The following is a 16,970-nucleotide window of genomic DNA, read 5'->3' as shown; positions in this document are numbered from 1 at the left end:
GAAAGGTTCGAGGAATCTATGCATACCTATAAGTCGATTGCTGTCGGTACTGACGGTTCACCAACTTCGCTTGTTGCGGTTCGTGCTGCTGCGAGCCTGGCCCGCGTGTATGACGCGAAGCTCACAGTTATCTGTGCTCACTACACAGCGTCGGGCTCGATGCTGAACGCAACCAACGCGGAGCTGAGCAAGATCGATATCGTGACGGAATCGGGCGCCGAGGATATCTTGAGGCGTGCGAAGGCGATCGCAGTCGAAGAACAGGCACCAGAGATTAACTTGGTCTCCAGTGGCGGCCAGCCTGCGAATGTACTGCTGGAATCAGTAAAGGAATACAGCGTAGATCTCCTCGTGGTTGGAAACAAAGGAATGCGGTCCCTCGCCGGTCGAGTCTTCGGCAACATCCCAGGTAGCGTGGCAAAGAAGGCGCCGGTTGATGTCATGCTCGTTGACACCCGAGCTGAAGGCCATGACTAGCCTTCATCCGCGCGAGAACCAGGTACTATAAATTTGACCGTGCTTGTTGGCGCCACCGTTATCCAGCGAGCGACAGCTGAATCAGGAAAGGTCTCAAGAATACAGCTATGGCCAATTACTACAAGACCATCGTCGTAGGGTCCGACGGGTCCAAGTCTTCACTGCTCGCCGTTGAGCGTGCTGCAAAAATGGCGAGTGCATTTGGTGCCACCCTAGTGATCGGTACCGCGTATTACGAAACGGAAGCGGACGCGACGAAGAGCCTGCGACAAGATTCGGTCACCATCCTCGGTGACAAGGACGCGTTGGCAAATCTTGAAGCGGCAGCAGAACATGCGCGACAGCACGGAGCAAAAGACGTGCAGACTGCGACCCGTCCGGGTACTCCAGTAGAGGCTCTGATGGCGATTGTTCGTGACAACAATGCGGAACTGCTGGTGGTCGGTAACCGCGGTATCAACTCTCTGACCGGTCGCCTGCTGGGGTCTGTCCCAGCAGACGTTGCTCGCCAATCGGACTGCGACGTCATGATCGTACATACCGTCAGCTAACGTCTTCATGTAACAACCTCCGGCCAACTGCATGGCCGGAGGTTGTTCTATGGCATCTCACCGATGACGGCGAGGCTTTGAGTTGCTCGGGTCATCGCCACGTAGAGGTCTTGCCAACCTTGCGGAGAGGCGTCGATAATTTCTTGGGGTTCTATTAGTACTACATGGTCAAATTCGAGTCCCTTCATCGCATCGACATTTGACTTGTCGATGATCGCTGTCGTGCGCCCATCCTCGTATGTTGCGACAGTTTCTGGGGTGGTGCCGGAAGGCCAAAACTCGACGGGTTGCCCAGTGCTTCGAATACTCTCAGGGACCGCTGCCTCTGAGTCGATCGCGTGAAGAACTTTCGCGGCGTACTCCATAATCTCCGACGGAGTCCGGTAGTTCACACTCAAGGTATGCGTGCGGAAACGCGAGCCAACAAACGGTTCCAGCGTTGCTGACCAGTCGTCTGAACCCGCAGGCGAAGAAGTCTGCGCGGTGTCTCCAACTAATGTCATCCACTTTGATGGGCAGCGCCGAAACACCATCCGCCATTCCATCGGTGAGAGCTCTTGTGCCTCATCCACGATCACATGCCCATAGGCCCATGTGCGATCTGCGCGTGCGCGCTCTGCGGTCGAACGGATATCGGTGCTCGCCTGGCGCTGCGCGAGCGTTTCCGCATCAATGACGTCTGATGCAGAAAGGATCTCAGCCTCGAACTGGTCGTCATCGTTGTCAGTGGACTCGGATGAAGCCAAGACGTCCAACGCGTCCTCTGCCTCGGCCACCTGCTGTTGCCACGCATCGTCATCGGGGTCACGAATACCCTCCGCTGGGCTACTACCAATAAGAATCGACAGCTCGTCGAGTAACGCAGCATCCGACGGGGCTGTTGCCGCACCAGGCTCCCGAAAGAGGGCATCTTGTGTGTAGTCGTCGTAGTCATACGCGACAGCTGCGATTGCGTCGCGGTCTTCAAGCAGATTGCGTAGTACTTCTGCAGGCGACAGAGTGGGGAAGTGGGCGTCAATAAACTCTCGGACCTGGGATTCTTCAGCCAGGTCATCGTGGAGCTGATCGACGTCCGCAGCAGATAACAGATTCTCACCGCCTAGAGGGTCCGCACCAATGGTGTTGGCAAGTGCTTGCGCAAGAAGTTCGCAAAGATGTTCCGCAAACACGGCTCGTGCTTCATTATGAGGACGACGTGACCGTCGTGCTTTGGTTCTGGCTGCCTTAACCATGGCCGGCGTCGCAGCGACGGGAACGTTCTCAATTGAAAGGGTTACCGCGCGCTCCGGAACCGTCTCATATGACTGCACAGCCCGCTTGAGAATCGTGACCATCTCAATCGAGCCTTTGACTTCCCGTGCAGCAAGCGACTCGCTACCTTCCGGGGTAAAACCGGGGATTAAGTCTGAGATGGTGGAAAGCACTACGCCGGTCTCGCCGAGCTCCGGAAGAACTCGCGAGATGTAGTCCAAAAAGACGGTATTGGGGCCAAGAACCAAGACGCCGGTCTTCGCCAGCTGCGCTCGCCAAGTATAGAGCAGATACGCAACACGATGAAGAGCGACTGCAGTCTTGCCAGTACCTGGACCACCCTCGACAACCATCACTCCACGCGTAGCGTCACGAATGACGGCATCCTGTTCACGCTGGATTGTCTCAACGATGGATTGCATGTGCGCAGTGCGTGGCCGATTCATGGCGCGTCGCAGCGCAGCCTCGGATCCGACACCCGAGGCTTCAACGCCCGTACCTGTGCCGGAGAGGACCTCGTCGTCAATAGCTTCCACCGTGCGGCCCCTCATACGGATGTTTCGCCGGGTTTGCACGCCTGAAGGGTGCGCCGTCGTTGCGAGGTAAAACGACCGTGCCATGGGTGCACGCCAATCGATGAGGAGCGTCCGGTACTTGTCTTCGGGGGCGTCGATGCCCATCCGGCCTATATAGCGTCGGTCAAGATTGTCGCTGTTAGGGACTAGATTCTCCGGTGACTCGTCCTCCACATCAATTCGGCCAAAAACTAAGCCAACTTCTGCCAGGTTGAGTGCATCGAGTTTTGCATTCAGCCCATGATATTCGGTTTCGCGCCGGACGAGCGCATCAGAATCTGGGTTGTCAGGGTCGACATCTCGTTGCACCGCTTCCAGTTTGGCTTGGGCTTTCGATACTTCATCGTCAAGACGAGAAAATAGACCGTCGACGTAGTGCTGTTCGCGAGCAACCTCTTGCTCTGACACGGTGAACATAATCTCCTTCAAAGTAAAAGCCACCCCGCAACCACAACTATGCGGCCACGGGGTGTACTACAGAAAGTCAGATTAGCTGAGCTTCTTCTGAACCTTCTTTACCAGCTTGTTCGCGCGCTTTTCGGCCTTCTTAGCCTTACGCTTCCACTTCCACTGCTTGCACTTTGACGGCGCAACATCCAAGTTGTCGAAGGCATCCTGCAGGGAGTCAACCGCGCTCTGGGCACGGTCCTGCAGCTTCGCGGTGCTCTTCTTTACCTTGCGCTTTGCCTTGAACTGGTCCAACTTGCTTGGCTCGAGGCTCTCCAGCTTGTCCTGGAGATCCCCAACAACGCTGTTGACCTTGCGCTTTGCCTTGAACTGCTGGAGTTTGCTTGGCTTCAAGTCCTTGTAGGTGTCTTGAGCGCTATCGGAAACATCCTCCATCCAGTCACCCGCATCAGAAAGGAACGAGGAGGTTTGCTTGCCCGCATCCTGCCAGAAGCCCTCAGCTGCGTCAGATGCCTGGTCCGCAAACTTAGAGGCCTGCTTCTTCCAGTCATCCTTGTTGTTATCGACGTAGTCGACCACTTGATCTGCAGTATCGGACAGCCAGTTACTTGCTTTACCCAGAGCCTTTTCGGTCTCAGACTGGGTAGGTAGTGCCTGCTGTACGTTCTTCTTCGCGGTGCGGGCAGCCTGCTGGGCGCGCCACTGCAGCCCTGGCTTGCCAGCAGTGTCCACAGTCGCGAGGAGCACACCACCGGCGAGAGCGACATCGGTCAGCGCGCCAGTCTGGCGACGCTGCTTCTCATTCGCCTCGTCAGCCTCCCAGAAGGCATTACGCCCGATAATCGAGGGGATTGCAGTCGCAGCGAGCAGTGCAGCGGAAGTGCGTGGCAGCTTGCCGATGGCGAAGAGGCTGCCTGCACCTGCTTTAATGCCACCAACGACCTGAGCGGCCGTCTTCGGGTCGCTCGGGATCAGACCACGGTACTCGCTCGGAACGGCACCGCGGACCTTATCTAAAAGCGCCTTCGTGCTTTCTTTATTGGCATTTGGGTCACGCAGCGTCTGAACACCGTCAACGATGTAGACGGACGCGAGCATTGGCCTTGCGAGTTTTCGAATCATAAATGCATTCCTCTTTTCTTTTCGCAACGTACCGGTCGCTGTATATACGTTCTATGTGACGTCCGACATTCGGATTACGCTTTTACCAGCGACGGTTCCACCAAACATCTAAATCTGGACGCTCTGTACCAAGCGTAGTGGATTTACCATGGCCCGGCCACACAATTGTCTCATCCGGATATGCGTCGAAGAGTTTTTCTTTGACATCGCGGAAGAGTCGCACGAAGTCGCCTTCGGAATTTGTTTTCCCAAGCCCACCAGGGAAAAGGGAATCACCGACAAAGAGGTTAGGCACCCCCTTGAGGTCGGCGTGCACGGCTGCGCCACCTGGGGTATGTCCACGCAGAATTACCACTGGGAGCTCGTGGCCTGCGAACGAAATCGAGTCGCCGTCGTGGAGTTCGCGGTCGACAGGAGCAGGCAGGGCAGGTACCTCGAGGAACGGTGCCCAGTGTGTAGCGCCCGTTGCTTCTAGGACTGCAGCCAATGCACGCACGTGATCGTGGTGGCGATGCGTCGTTAATACATCCGTGATCTTGACTCCGGCCAGTTCGGCCATGGCGAGGATAGCCGACGCGTCGTCAGCGGCGTCGATAAGCAGGCCCTGGCCATCTGCGCAGAGGAGATAGCAGTTGTTGTCCATCGAGCCGACGGAAACCTGGTGCAGTGCTAATTGGGGCAGTGGAGTTGATTCTGAATTCATGGTGCCTACCCTAGTCAATTCTTTCCTCGCCAGAACAGTGATCACCGAAGTGGTATACGCTGGTATGTTCGGAACAAAATGAACCGATCTTCTGGAAGAGGTATCTAGGTGGCTGACCGTCTTGTTGTACGTGGTGCAAGAGAACACAACCTGAAGGGCGTCGATGTGTCTCTGCCGAGGGACAAGATGGCCGTATTTACAGGCCTGTCTGGATCGGGTAAGTCCTCGCTGGCATTCGATACGATCTTTGCGGAGGGACAGCGTCGATACGTTGAGTCTCTTTCGTCGTATGCTCGGATGTTCTTAGGACAGATGGATAAGCCCGATGTCGATTACATTGACGGGCTATCGCCCGCGGTATCAATCGACCAAAAATCGACGAACCGTAACCCCCGTTCGACTGTAGGTACCATCACCGAAATCTACGATTACCTTCGCCTGCTCTATTCGCGGGCTGGCACTCCTCATTGTCCAGAGTGCGACGCTGTGATTGAACGGCAGACGCCGCAACAAATTGTGGACCGCGTGCTGGGGATGGAGGAGCGCCTCAAGTTCCAAGTCCTTGCCCCGGCAGTACGAAAGCGTAAAGGCGAGTTCGTTGACTTGTTTAAGGATCTCGCCGCTCAGGGTTACTCTCGAGTGAGCGTGGACGGCGAGTTGTACCAGCTCAGCGATCCACCGAAGCTTGAGAAGCAGGTCAAACACACGATTTCGGTGGTAGTGGACCGCCTTCAAGTGAAGCAAAGCCAAAAGCAGCGTCTCACCGACTCAGTGGAGACAGCACTCAAACTTGCCGACGGCCTCGTTGGCTTCGAATTCGTTGACTTCGATGAGGGCAACCCTGATCGGATCCAGATCTTCTCTGAAAAGATGGCGTGCCCGAACGGGCACAAACTTAACGTTGAGGAGTACGAGCCGCGCGCGTTCTCGTTTAACTCACCGTTTGGTGCCTGTCCAACGTGTGATGGTCTCGGGACGCAGAAGAAGATTGACGAAGAACTCGTTATTCCAGATCCAGACGCACCAGCAATTGATGCTTTCCAGCCATGGAACTCCAGCCCGAACAAGCGATACTTCGTCAAGTTGATTGAAGCGTTAGCAAAAGAGGAGGGCTTTGATGCTCACGCTCCGTTCAGCTCGCTGACGAAAACGCAGCAGAAGCATTTGGTAAATGGTTCCAAAACCAAGATCAGCGTGCGGTACAAGAACCGCTACGGCAGGCAGCGGTCATTCAGCGCAGCTTATGAAGGCGTCATTGGGTACCTGGAGCGTAAGCTCGAGCAGGCCGAAAGCGATACCCAGAAAGACCGACTGCTTGCTTATACGCGAGAGGTACCGTGTCCTTCGTGCAAGGGCGCTAGGTTGAAGCCCGAGATTCTCGCCGTTCGCCTCGACTCAACAACGCATGGTGAACGCTCCATCGCCGGGCTTACGGAACTGAGCATTGAGGATGCGTCCGAATACCTTGATAATTTGGTACTTGGCTACCGTGAGGAAATGATCGCGGGTGCGGTACTTCGAGAGATCCAAGCTCGGCTGCACTTTCTCTTGGACGTAGGACTGAGTTACCTCTCGCTCGCTCGGTCAGCCGGCACCCTGTCGGGCGGTGAAGCGCAGCGCATCCGTCTGGCCACGCAAATTGGGTCTGGCCTTGCCGGTGTACTGTACGTGCTTGATGAGCCGTCAATCGGTTTGCATCAACGGGATAACCAGAGGCTGATTAAGACTCTGAAGAAACTTCGCGACCTTGGGAACACGCTGGTTGTGGTTGAACACGATGAGGAAACGATCCGTGAGGCTGATTGGTTGGTAGACATCGGGCCGCTCGCCGGAGAATACGGCGGGGAAGTGGTCTACCAGGGAGAACCCGACGGTATCCGTGAAGTAGAGAACTCCATTACCGGAGACTACCTTGCGGGCAGGAAAAAGATTGAGGTCCCGGATCAGCGTCGACCGGTAGACGCAGACCGCAAGCTGAGAGTTGAGGGCGCGCGAGAGAACAACCTCAAGAACGTATCAGTGGATATTCCACTGGGAGTGTTGGTAGCTGTTACTGGGGTATCTGGGTCTGGCAAGTCTACGCTGGTAAACCAGATTCTGGCTAAGACTCTCCAGAATGAGCTCAATGGAGCTCGACAAGTCCCGGGACGGGTAAAGAAAGTCAGTGGCCTTGACCATCTCGATAAACTTGTCCAAGTCGACCAGAGTCCCATCGGACGTACACCACGATCAAACCCCGCGACATATACAGGGGTGTTTGACAAGATCCGCAACCTATTCGCGGAAACACAAGAGTCAAAGGTTCGCGGCTACAAGGCTGGCCGATTCTCGTTCAATGTCAAAGGCGGGCGCTGTGAAGCGTGCCGTGGTGATGGCACTATCAAGATTGAGATGAACTTCCTACCGGATGTATACGTTCCGTGTGAGGTGTGCCAGGGAGCACGATACAACCGTGAAACCCTCGAAGTGCGCTATAAGGGTAAGAACATTGCCGAAGTTCTCGATATGCCGATTTCTGAAGCAGCTGAGTTCTTCGAGCCAATTCAGTCAATCCATCGATACCTCAACACGCTTGTAGACGTCGGCCTGGGCTATGTACGTCTTGGGCAGGCTGCGACAACGCTATCCGGTGGTGAGGCACAGCGGGTGAAGCTGGCGGCAGAATTGCAGAAGCGAACTAACGGCCGAACAATTTACATCCTCGACGAGCCCACTACGGGGCTGCACTTCGAAGACATTCGTAAGCTCATGCTTGTGCTGAATGGCCTGGTGGAAAAGGGCAACACTGTGTTGGTGATCGAACACAACCTGGACGTTATCAAGTCGGCGGACTGGGTGATTGACATGGGGCCTGAGGGGGGATCAGGCGGTGGAACGGTGGTCGCGCAGGGAACGCCAGAAGACGTAGCACGTAATGGCAAGTCTCATACAGGTGCTTTCTTGAAGGAGATATTGCAATAGATCCAGCTTGAATGCATGATTTGCTTGAATAAACTTCATGTATTAAAGTTCTCACCACTACCGCCCAGAGCATTCTTTACAAAGGTGCCTGGGCCACAAGTGGAGTGAATCCCACCCCATGCCGGTCGATAGTGATCAGGATACGGGTCAAGGTAGCCAAAGCATTTTTTGGTTGCCTACGGAAAGCTCCCGCGTTATTAGTAATAGCGCGGGTTTTGTGCTTTTGCGCAGAATCACTGGTGGTCTGGTAGCGATCACACATTGGTTTCTATGTTTTAGGAGTTCTCATCAGCGCTGAAGCTCGGATTAACGATCGTATCCGCGTCCCGGAAGTCCGCTTGGTCGGCCCGTCCGGCGAGCAGGTAGGGATCGTCCGTACCGACGATGCTCGGAAACTGGCTTACGAGGCCGATCTTGACCTCGTCGAAGTTGCGCCAAAGGCGAAGCCGCCCGTGGCGAAGATCATGGACTACGGCAAATACAAGTATGAGCAGGATCAGAAGGCTCGCGAGGCCCGCAAGAACCAGCAGCAGACCGTAGTGAAGGAACAGAAGTTCCGTCCTAAGATCGATGAGCACGACTACCAGACGAAGAAAAACAATGTGGAGCGCTTCCTAGAGAAGGGCAACAAGGTCAAAGTCACCATCATGTTCCGTGGCCGCGAGCAATCGCGCCCAGAACTCGGCTACCGCCTCCTCGAGCGTCTTGCAGACGACATTCAAGAGGTTGGTGTCGTGGAGTCCCGTCCGAAGCAGGACGGGCGAAACATGACGATGGTATTCGGACCTGCTCGCAAGGGCAAAAAATAGATCAAGTTTTCAACTCTGAAGGGCTTTCAACATGAAGCAGAAGACCCACAAGGGCACCGCAAAGCGCATCAAGGTTAACGGCAAGGGCAAGCTGCGTCGTGAGCAGGCTGGTAAGCGCCACCTGAACGAGAAGCTGTCTTCGAAGCGTCGTCGCAAGCTCTCGGGTACCACCGACGTAGCTAAGAACGACGTGAAGCGCATGAAGCGCCTCCTCGGCATGTCCTAAGCACTGCCCAAGTTAAAACAACCGGTGAACGAAAGAAAAGGAAGTATTGACTCATGGCACGTGTCAAGCGTTCAGTTAATGCCAAGAAGAAGCGTCGCGCGATTCTGAAGTCCGCAAAGGGCTACCGTGGCCAGCGCTCCCGCCTGTACCGTAAGGCAAAAGAACAGTGGCTGCACTCCCAGACCTACGCCTACCGCGATCGTCGTAAGCGCAAGGGTGAGTTCCGTAAGCTGTGGATCCAGCGTATCAACGCCGCGGCCCGTATGAACGACATCACTTACAACCGTCTCATTCACGGCTTGAAGCTCGCAGAGGTCGAGGTTGACCGCAAGATCCTCGCGGAGCTCGCAGTGAACGACTTTGCAGCCTTCTCCGCTATCTGCGAGATCGCTAAGAAGGCCTTGCCAGCTGACGTAAATGCGCCAGTTGATGCAGCATAAGTTGCCTAGAACGTTGAACTAGGACGGAGCCCGTCGGCAAGCGTGAACGCTTGGCGGCGGGTTTTTACATTCAGGAGTAGGAAATTTCGTGGCCCTTGACTTTTCACAGCCCTTCACCGAACGAACCCCGCGAGTCGTGAATGCAGCGAAGCTGCTCCGCGCAAAAGGACGCAAGAAAGCAAACCGCTTTCTGGTGGAAGGGGTGAACAGCGTCGAGGCTGCCGTAGCTACGGGCGCGGCTACTGACCTCTTCGTGACAGAACATGCGTCACAAGCCTTTGCTGACGTTGTGACTACCGCAGAATATATGGATGTATATGTTCATGCCATTACAGATATCGCAGCGAAGCACTTGAGCGACACTGTAAACACCACTGGTATTTTTGCTGTTTGCAAGCCAGTGTTGTGGTCAGTCGGGGCAGCTCTTCGCGGTAAGCCTTCTTTTGTTGTGGTCGGGATTGATACTAACGATCCGGGTAACGCAGGCACGATGATTCGCATTGCTGACGTGTGCGGGGCGGATGCTGTCATATTTGCCGGCGACTGCGTCGATCCTGAGTCGGGCAAGGCTGTGCGGGCATCAGCAGGTTCGTTGTTTCACTTACCTGTGGCACGCGAGCGCAATACCCAGGACGTCCTTGGCCAGCTAAAAGCAGCAGGGCTTCAGACAGTGGCGACGACTATCGACGGCGAGGTATCCCTTGAGAAAACAAGTGATCTGCTTTCTGCCCCGATTGCTTGGCTGTTCGGAAACGAAGCACACGGATTGCCAACAGCTATTGCAGATCGTGCTGATGTACGGGTATCAATCCCGATTCAGGGATCTGCAGAGTCGCTGAACCTTGCAACAGCGTCAGCAATGTGTCTTTGGGAAACTGCCAAAGCAAAGATGGCGCAACAAGAGCTTTAGTTATATGTGTCGTGTCTGAAGCGACAGGTATGCTTAGTTTCGTTTTAACGGCTTTACAACCTTTACTACAAAGCGTAATCGGAAGGACCGAGTGTGTCGGAAAATAGTGGAATCGAATTGTCAGAAGAGAAACTCAATGCGGCAGCAGAAGCTGCAATTTCGGATTTTGAAGCAGCTGCAGACCTGCAGGCGTTAGAAGAGGCTCACAAGCAGCACTTGGGCGACCAAGCCTACATCCCTCAGGCTCGGCGTGCACTCGGTTCGTTGCCAAAGCAAGACCGTAAAGACGCTGGTAGGGCAGTGAATGTGGCCCGAGGCCGTGTAGAGAAGGCGTATGCCAAACTTCACGCGGTGCGTGAAGTCGAGTACCGCGAGGCTCAATTGAAAGCAGAGGCTGTCGACGTAACTCTACCGACACGTCGTTCTCAGCTGGGCGCGATGCATCCCATCACAACGTTGAGTGAGCAGATCGCAGATATCTTTATCGGCATGGGGTGGGAGATCGCCGAAGGGCCAGAAATCGAAGCCGAATACTTTAATTTTGATGCACTGAACTTCATTCCGGATCACCCGGCGAGGACGCTGCAGGACACCTTTTACGTTGGTAAACCTGGTTCCCGCCAGGTGATGCGCACGCATACTTCGCCTGTCCAGGTTCGAACGATGCTTGACCGTGATGTGCCTGTGTACATTGCTTGCCCTGGCAGGGTATTCCGCACCGATGAACTTGACGCAACGCACACCCCAGTTTTCCACCAGATTGAGGGTCTTGCCGTCGATAAAGGCCTGACTATGGCTCATTTGCGTGGCACACTCGACCACCTTGCGAAGACGCTGTTCGGGCCAGAAACGAAGACGCGTATGCGTACCAATTACTTCCCCTTCACCGAGCCATCTGCTGAGGTAGACGTTTGGTTCCCAAATAAAAAGGGTGGTGCTGGCTGGATCGAGTGGGGTGGCTGCGGCATGGTGAACCCGAACGTGCTTCGCGCAGTAGGCATTGATCCGGATGAGTACTCAGGCTTTGCGTTCGGGATGGGCCTTGAACGTACTCTCCAGTTCCGTAACGGCTTGTCAGACATGCGTGACATGGTCGAAGGCGATATCCGTTTCACCGTCCCATTTGGTGTGCAGGCTTAAAGGAGTTAATGACATGCTGATTTCAAAAAATTTCCTCACCACCCTTCTGCAACAGGCGGGCAATACTGGTTGGTCTGTCACTGACGAAGAGATGGACGCAGGCTTCGTTCGCGTCGGTTTTGAGACTGAAGGCTACGCCCCGATTGAAAAAACCGAGGGTCCCCTAGTGCTCGGCAAGGTCCTTGAAATTGAAGAGCTCACCGAGTTCAAGAAGCCGATTCGTTACTGCCAGGTTGACGTGGGACAGGCGAATGGCACGGGTGAGCCGCAGGGCATTATTTGCGGTGCACGTAACTTTACTGTTGGCGACACGGTAGTTGTCGCGCTTCCGGGGTGCGTTCTTCCGGGTAATTTCGCTATTTCTGCGAGAAAGACTTACGGGCATATCTCTAACGGGATGATGGCGTCAGCGGCGGAGCTCGGTCTGACCGCGAAGAGTGCTGGCATCATTACTCTTAGCGATGAAATCGGCGCCCCTGGCACTGATGCGCGGGAAATTCTGGATCTCGACGACACTATCTTCGAAGTGAACGTCACTCCGGATCGTGGTTACGCTTTGTCGGCGCGTGGCCTAATGCGAGAGCTTGCGTCGGCATTCGACATCGCTTTTGTCGACCCAGCTCAGCAGCCTGACATCGCCGGCATCGATATTTCTGCAGTTCCTGCGCCAGCAGGTTCCCTTCTCGACGTCACCGTAGAGCCGGACACCGCTACGAAGCGCTTCGGGCTGCGAAAGGTGGAAGGCATCGACCCCGAAGCGGCGTCGCCGTTTTGGATGCAGCGCGAGCTCATGCTCAGCGGCATCCGTCCAGTGAACGGCGCAACCGATGTTACGAACTTCGTAATGTTGCTGCTCGGTCAGCCGATGCACGCCTTTGACGCAGATACAATCTCTGGCGCGCTTCGCATCCATAATGCGGAAGAGGGCACTGAATTCGAAACACTGGATCATACAATGCGAACCCTTCGCGCTTCCGATGTAGTCATTTCTGATGACTCTGGAATTCAGTCTCTGGCTGGTGTCATGGGTGGCACGACCTCAGAAATTTCGGAAACCACGAAGAATGTTTACTTCGAAGCAGCAACTTGGGATGAACTTACGGTTGCGCGTACTGCTCGTCACCACAAACTGAGCTCAGAAGCCTCCCGTCGATTTGAGCGTGGAGTCGATCCGGCACTGGTGGAGGTAGCGTTGGATGTAGCTTGTGAGCTGCTGACGAGCTTTGCCGGGGGCAAGGTTGCAGCAGGTCGTACGTTGGTGGGTGAGGTGCATCAGCGAACTGAGATCTCTATGGCGAAAACGTTCCCATCGGCATTGATCGGCGTCAAGTACTCTGAAGAGACCATTTCTCAGCGGCTACATGAAGTCGGGTGCGGCGTTGAAGAAAGTGGTGGCAATTTCATTGTGACGCCACCTTCCTGGCGGAATGACCTTACGGTCCCAGTAGAGCTTGTAGAAGAGATTGTTCGGCTCGAAGGGCTTGACGCTATTCCATCGATTCTTCCGACGCCGAAGGGGGGACGTGGCCTGACTGCAACGCAAAAGCGTCGTCGTGCAGTGACGCATGCTCTTGCGTACTCAGGTTACGCAGAGATTATTCCTACACCGTTTATGGCCACGGGTCTTTTCGACGCCTGGGGCCTGAGCAAGGACGATGCCCGCCGCGCAACCGTGTCTGTTCAGAATCCTCTGGATAGCGACTACGCCGTACTCGCTACGACACTCTTGCCCGCAATGCTCGAGGCAGTAGCGAAAAATGCGGCCCGCGGTCAGCATGACGTGTCGATTTACTCAGTTGCACAGGTAGCTATCGGCGGGGAAGCTGAAACACCAATGCCAAGCGTTGATCACCGCCCGGACGAAGAGACCCTGGCAGCAGTGGTGAACTCATTGCCGAAGCAGCCGCTGCATGTTGCAACTCTTGGCGTCGGAGATGCCGAAGTAGAGGGGCCTTGGGGCGATTCGCGAATGTACTCGTGGGCTGATGCTGTTGAATCTGCGCAGATAGTGGCGCGGACAGCCGGGATAGAGCTCGAGGTCCGGGCAGCAGACTACCTACCATGGCATCCGGGACGCTGCGCAGAGTTGCTGGTCGACGGCCAAGTTGTTGGTCACGCAGGTGAACTACACCCGCAGATTCTGGAAGAATGTGGCTTACCTGCACGAGTTTGCGCAATGGAGATGGACCTTTCGGCATTGCCACAGAGTGCTCACCTGCCCGCTCCGAAGCTGTCTGCGTACCCGGCAGTTCACCAGGACCTTGCATTGGTCGTGGACGACTCGACACCGGCCGAAAGCGTGCGAAAGACCGTAGCAGAACACGCCGGGCCGTTATTGGAAAATGTAACGCTGTTTGACGTCTATCGTTCTGAGTCCCTCGGCGAAGGCAAGAAGTCGCTCGCATTTGGACTCTTGTTCCGTGCGGATGACCGAACGCTCACTGAAGACGAAGCGTCGGAAGGGCGTTTAGCTGCGGCTGAGGCAGCGAAACAGGAATTTAATGCCACGATGAGGGCGTAGGTTACTTTTGCTGCTGACAGGCAGGACATCGCAGTGAGCGGCGTCCTGCCTGCTGTCGTTTTAGGAATGCATGTATCTTGAATCGGCACGAGCTTGCTATTTGTCTGGCAGGATGGGACTCCGTAGCCACAAGCGTCTACACCCGTAAAGGAGCCATAAAACCATGCCACAACAGACCGTTCTCACCCCTAAGAGATTTGTGGCTGCAGGTCTTCACGCGGGAATACGCGAAGGCGAGGGGCGTGATCTGGCGCTCATTGTTAATCAGGGACCTGCTTGGAACGCAGCAGCGGTGTTTCCAGATAGTCGGGTCTGCGCCTCGCCTGTTCGAGCTACGCGCGAAGTTATGCGCTCGCATGCTGTGAACGCAGTTGTTTTAACATCAGGCAACGCTAATGCGTTCAACGGTTCAACGGGGGATGCGGACACTCGTGAGATTCAGAAGCGCGTATCCCAAGAGATTGGAGTCCCAGAAGACCGGGTCGCAGTCTGCGCGAAGGGACAGTTCGCAGTGCCTTTGCCAATGGAGCGTGTGAAAACTGGGTTAGCCAAACTCGCCACGGATCTGGGAGATACCCCTGCGCACGCTGAATCGGCTGCGGCCGCAATAGCGTCAACCCAAGGAACGATCAATCAAGCAGGCGTGAGCTGTGGAGCTTGGAGTGTCGGGGGCATTTCCCAGGGGGCTGGAAATTCACAGGAAACACTAGACACAGTACTGGGGTGCCTCACCACAGATGCGCTTGTACCGGCCTTTTCACTCGAAAAGGCATTGCGACGGGCTATGGAAACTACGTTTAATACGCTTGATCGATCTACAGCCCCGCTAACGAACGATACGGTGTTGTTGCTCGCATCTGGTGCGAGCCAGGTCACCCCCAACCAAACTCAGTTGGATGAGGCAGTGCTTGCGGTTTGCGAGGCATTGGTGGAGCAGCTTTTGGTCAACCAGGGAAGCGCGACCAAGAAATTGACGCTTGCCGTAGCTGGCGCTGCAAATGATGAAGAGGCACGCATCGCAGCACAAGCCGTAGCATGTGACGGACGTTTTCGAGAGTCGCTACTCAGTGGTGCTCCGGACTGGCCACGCGCACTCGCGATTGCGGGGAAGACAAAAGTGTGCCTAGATGCTGAGGCACTGGAGATCAACGTCAATGGAACACAGCTCTGCCAGGGAATCACTCCGCTCTTGACAAGCCGGGTGCTTGACTACGACGAACACGTGACTATTACGCTGGATCTAGGAACTCGTGGCGTCGGTACAGCAACAGTGCGGACGCTTTTGGAGCCTATGTAAGGGGAAAGTGGGCGTCGAAAAGCGAACGTCCAGGAGGCTTTGAAAATACAATAGGGGAGACGTCCGCATATTTTGCAGCAATCATAACGCAGAAATAGGAAGTAAACAGCATGGTGAACTCAGTTCGGCACTTTTTCGCAGACGATGACTTGACGCCAGAGGAACAAGCGCAAGTGCTCACGCTTGCCGCAGAGATGAAAAAGAACCCGTATGCGCACCGACCTCTCGAAGGGCCGAAGTCTGTTGCGGTACTTTTCGACAAGACCTCCACGCGCACGCGGTTCTCCTTCGATACAGGGATTGCACAGCTGGGTGGGCACGCGATTGTTGTCGAAACTCAGAATGCACAAATGGGCAAGGGTGAGTCCTACCAAGATACGGCGGCGGTGCTTTCGCGATACGTCGAAGCAATCGTTTGGAGGACGTATGCCCACGACAATTTGCTCCAGATGGCGGAGACATCACAGGTTCCGATTGTTAACGCGCTTTCCGATGACCTGCACCCGTGCCAAATTCTTGCGGATCTGCAAACAATCGTCGAAACCTTTTGTCCTGAGCAGGGGCCGGCGGGACTCCACGGCCTGAAAGCTGTGTATTTGGGAGATGGCGCTAACAATATGGCCAACTCCTACATGATTGGGTTCGCAACTGCGGGGGTAGACATCGCGATCATCGCGCCTCCGGAGTTTCATCCGGAGCAGCGGTTTGTGGACCGTGCGCGTGATCGTGCAAGCCAGACAGGTGCGACAGTCACGGTTACCAGCGATGTTGCTGCGGTAGCTGGAGCAGACGTGGTTATCACGGATACTTGGGTGTCAATGGGCATGGAGGGAGATGGAAAAGATCGACGCACTCCGTTCTTGCCATACCAAGTAAATAGTGGAATTATGCAAATGGCCGGTAATAATGCGATATTTCTTCACTGCCTACCGGCGTATCGTGAAAACGAAGTGACCGCAGAAGTAATCGATGGGCCGCAGTCGCGAGTCTTCGATGAAGCTGAAAATCGTCTTCACGCCCAAAAGGCGTTGTTGACCTGGTTGTTGGAGCACCAATAATGACCCAAACTGTCTCAAGAACTGCGCGACAAGCTCGGATTCTGGAGATACTTGTGAGCACGCGAGTGTCTTCTCAGATCCAGCTTTCCGAGCTTTTGCAAGACGAGGGTATCGAGATTACGCAGGCAACCCTGTCCCGTGATCTTGATGAGCTGGGAGCAAAGAAAGTGCGGCCAAGCGACGGAGGCCGTGCATATTACACGGTGAACTCCGATGCCGAGGCTTTTGATGCCTTGCATACAGGCCCACGTGAGAAACTTCGTCGAATGATCGAGGAACTCGTCGTCTCTGTTGACCATTCTGCGAATATGGCTGTACTGCGAACTCCACCTGGAGCTGCACAATATCTGGCTAGCTATATAGACAGAGTCGGTTTGGAGCAGGTAGTAGGCTGTATCGCTGGTGACGATACGATTTTTGTTCTCGCCCGAGATCCGCTTAAGGGCGGTGACCTAGCCCAGCAGGTATTTGGACGCAATACAAAGGCGTAAGTGACGCCGAAGCAAGCACAAACCCCGCGC

Annotated in this window: 15 protein-coding genes; 12 read left to right on the top strand and 3 right to left on the bottom strand. The window is 55.1% G+C overall.

The annotated features are described in order from the left end of the window. Positions 1–18: 18 nt before the first annotated feature. Together BJP05_RS05495 and BJP05_RS05490 are read left to right on the top strand one after the other, a co-directional pair. Positions 19–477 (top strand): universal stress protein, encoded by a 459-nt coding sequence (locus tag BJP05_RS05495; RefSeq protein ID WP_070362532.1) that lies wholly within the window; start codon positions 19–21, stop codon positions 475–477. Positions 478–584: 107 nt separating this feature from the next. Further along, on the top strand, positions 585–1,028 hold the full coding sequence (locus BJP05_RS05490; protein ID WP_070362531.1) for a universal stress protein: 444 nt from the start codon (positions 585–587) through the stop codon (positions 1,026–1,028). 47 nt (positions 1,029–1,075) lie between these two features. On the opposite strand, the gene BJP05_RS05485 is transcribed toward BJP05_RS05490, so the two are convergent. The 3 genes from BJP05_RS05485 to BJP05_RS05475 form a co-directional block, all read right to left on the bottom strand. Continuing rightward, positions 1,076–3,271 carry a UvrD-helicase domain-containing protein gene (locus tag BJP05_RS05485; protein ID WP_070362530.1) on the bottom strand — a complete coding sequence of 732 codons (2,196 nt, stop codon included), beginning with the start codon at positions 3,269–3,271 and terminating at the stop codon, positions 1,076–1,078. A gap of 72 nt (positions 3,272–3,343) precedes the next feature. After that, positions 3,344–4,384 carry a DoxX family protein gene (locus BJP05_RS05480; RefSeq protein WP_070362529.1) on the bottom strand — a complete coding sequence of 347 codons (1,041 nt, stop codon included), beginning with the start codon at positions 4,382–4,384 and terminating at the stop codon, positions 3,344–3,346. A gap of 82 nt (positions 4,385–4,466) precedes the next feature. Continuing rightward, positions 4,467–5,087 (bottom strand): MBL fold metallo-hydrolase, encoded by a 621-nt coding sequence (locus tag BJP05_RS05475; protein WP_070362528.1) that lies wholly within the window; start codon positions 5,085–5,087, stop codon positions 4,467–4,469. A 108-nt stretch (positions 5,088–5,195) separates the two neighbouring features. Between BJP05_RS05475 and uvrA the strand changes: the two genes are divergently transcribed. The 10 genes from uvrA (at position 5,196) to BJP05_RS05425 (ending at position 16,940) form a co-directional block, all read left to right on the top strand. Then, entirely contained in the window at positions 5,196–8,048 is a 2,853-nt protein-coding gene (gene uvrA, locus BJP05_RS05470) for an excinuclease ABC subunit UvrA (protein WP_070362527.1), read from the top strand. Between the two features lie 260 nt (positions 8,049–8,308). Then, positions 8,309–8,857: a translation initiation factor IF-3 gene (gene infC / locus BJP05_RS05465; protein WP_083290943.1), complete on the top strand. Its 549-nt coding sequence runs from the start codon at positions 8,309–8,311 to the stop codon at positions 8,855–8,857. A gap of 31 nt (positions 8,858–8,888) precedes the next feature. After that, the gene (gene rpmI, locus BJP05_RS05460) at positions 8,889–9,083 is read left to right on the top strand and encodes a 50S ribosomal protein L35 (protein WP_070362525.1); all 195 of its coding nucleotides are present in this window, start codon (positions 8,889–8,891) and stop codon (positions 9,081–9,083) included. 53 nt (positions 9,084–9,136) lie between these two features. Further along, positions 9,137–9,523 (top strand): 50S ribosomal protein L20, encoded by a 387-nt coding sequence (gene rplT / locus BJP05_RS05455; protein ID WP_070362524.1) that lies wholly within the window; start codon positions 9,137–9,139, stop codon positions 9,521–9,523. Between the two features lie 88 nt (positions 9,524–9,611). Further along, positions 9,612–10,433, top strand: coding sequence for an RNA methyltransferase (locus BJP05_RS05450; protein WP_070362523.1), 822 nt, complete (start codon positions 9,612–9,614; stop codon positions 10,431–10,433). Positions 10,434–10,544: 111 nt separating this feature from the next. Further along, a complete protein-coding gene (gene pheS, locus BJP05_RS05445) occupies positions 10,545–11,573 on the top strand; it encodes a phenylalanine--tRNA ligase subunit alpha (protein WP_371440799.1) in 1,029 nt (342 codons plus the stop codon). 13 nt (positions 11,574–11,586) lie between these two features. Next, a complete protein-coding gene (pheT, locus tag BJP05_RS05440; RefSeq protein WP_070362521.1) occupies positions 11,587–14,094 on the top strand; it encodes a phenylalanine--tRNA ligase subunit beta in 2,508 nt (835 codons plus the stop codon). Between the two features lie 163 nt (positions 14,095–14,257). Continuing rightward, positions 14,258–15,391, top strand: a complete 1,134-nt coding sequence (locus BJP05_RS05435) for a bifunctional ornithine acetyltransferase/N-acetylglutamate synthase (protein ID WP_070362520.1) — start codon at positions 14,258–14,260, stop codon at positions 15,389–15,391. Positions 15,392–15,501: 110 nt separating this feature from the next. Further along, on the top strand, positions 15,502–16,449 hold the full coding sequence (gene argF, locus BJP05_RS05430; protein ID WP_070362519.1) for an ornithine carbamoyltransferase: 948 nt from the start codon (positions 15,502–15,504) through the stop codon (positions 16,447–16,449). Then, positions 16,449–16,940 carry an arginine repressor gene (locus tag BJP05_RS05425; RefSeq protein ID WP_070362518.1) on the top strand — a complete coding sequence of 164 codons (492 nt, stop codon included), beginning with the start codon at positions 16,449–16,451 and terminating at the stop codon, positions 16,938–16,940. Before argF ends, BJP05_RS05425 begins: the two co-directional genes overlap by 1 nt. The last annotated feature ends 30 nt before the right edge of the window (positions 16,941–16,970 follow it).

The sequence above is a fragment of the Corynebacterium sp. NML98-0116 genome (assembly GCF_001767255.1).
GTDB classification, from domain to species: domain Bacteria; phylum Actinomycetota; class Actinomycetes; order Mycobacteriales; family Mycobacteriaceae; genus Corynebacterium; species Corynebacterium pseudogenitalium.
The sequence above is the reverse complement of the archived record's forward strand: the minus strand, read 5'-3'. Positions and strand labels throughout refer to the sequence as shown.